At 28.7% G+C, this 1,270-nt stretch carries 2 protein-coding genes; both read right to left on the bottom strand.

All coding sequences use genetic code 11. The annotated features are described in order from the left end of the window. A partial coding sequence (locus Q0Y03_RS15460; RefSeq protein ID WP_363318761.1) for a hypothetical protein occupies window positions 1-456 on the bottom strand: 456 nt, incomplete at its 3' end. Beyond that, window positions 437-1,249, bottom strand: a complete 813-nt coding sequence (locus tag Q0Y03_RS15455) for a class C sortase (protein ID WP_297714674.1) — start codon at window positions 1,247-1,249, stop codon at window positions 437-439. The genes Q0Y03_RS15460 and Q0Y03_RS15455, both read right to left, overlap by 20 nt. Between the last annotated feature and the right edge of the window lie 21 nt (window positions 1,250-1,270).

Genomic DNA, 1,270 nt, shown 5'->3' with positions numbered 1-1,270 from the left:
CACATCTAAATCCTCAATATTACACTCTCCATTAGCATTAGTTTTCATTAAATTATCTGTTTTTGCTACTTTCTTAAATAGCTCCGCTGCTAATTCTAAATCATTAGCAGTTTTTATATTATTTAAATCAACTTCTACACCTTTGTAATCTTCTTTTACTTTATAAAGCCCATCTTCAATATCTGCTATCTTAGATATTGAAAATTCAACTCCTTCTTTGCTTTGATTATTTTTTACATCTGCTAATTTTATAGTTATACTTCCCTTATTTGATAAAGAAGTTTCATTATTTAGTATTTCATCTAACACTTCACTTGGTGGAATTACTACACTTCCATCTCCTTTATTAATAATTACCGAATCACTAATTATAGCTCTCGGTGAAGCCATAACACTAATTGGTACACTTAATAATATTAATGTTGATACCAACAATTTAAGCTTTTTTCCTAGCACTCTTAATCCTCCTTCTAACAATTATTGTTAAAAACACAAATGGGATTGCTAAAAATACATATTCTCTAATAGACATATTTTTACTTTCTATATTCTCATATATAGCTGGTTCATATTCAGTTCTTTCACCAGTTACTACAAGCCTATGAGTATTTAACCCATATGGAGTACAAGTTATAAGAGAAACTAAATCTTTGCCTTCTTCAATTTCTAATCCAGCAACATCTTCAGGATCAATTACTTGTATATCATTAACCTTATAAGCTAATGTTTCATTTAATACTCTTATGAAAAATAAATCGCCTTCTACTAATTCATCTAATCTAGTAAATAACTTAGAACTTGGCAATCCTCTATGAGCTGTTAATATACTTTTAGTATTAACCCCACCTATAGGTAAACTACTTCCATTAAGATGTCCTACACCAGCAGATAATACTTCATCACTAGTTCCATGGTATATAGGTAAATTAACATTAATACTAGGAATTTCTATGCTTCCCATAATTCCATTTCCTATATCCAATGTTGTATTATAATTTTCTTCACTTAAAATACTTAGCTTATCACTACTTAAAGAAGTAAGTGATTCAAATAGAACTTCATTATACTCCTTTGCCTTTGATAATGCTTCTTCAAGAGAAGAATTAGATGAATTATTTATCATCTGTTGATATGTAGCAACAGTCCCTTTCTGAGCCTGTTGCTGAACTATCCCACTAATCAAAGGGTAAGAACATAATATTAATCCTAATAAAAAACTTAATTTTTTTAATATATTATTCTTTCCCATAACAAATTTACCTATCTATAT

Origin of the sequence: Clostridium sp., assembly GCF_026168755.1 — a bacterium.
Lineage (GTDB): Bacteria > Bacillota > Clostridia > Clostridiales > Clostridiaceae > Clostridium.
Note: the sequence above shows the minus strand (reverse complement) of the source record. Positions and strands in the feature narration are given on the sequence as shown.

Bases quoted from the DNA above. Each gene is read 5' to 3' on its own strand.
- Q0Y03_RS15455 (WP_297714674.1), bottom strand. From the start codon at position 1,249: ATGGGAAAGAATAATATATTAAAAAAATTAAGTTTTTTATTAGGATTA.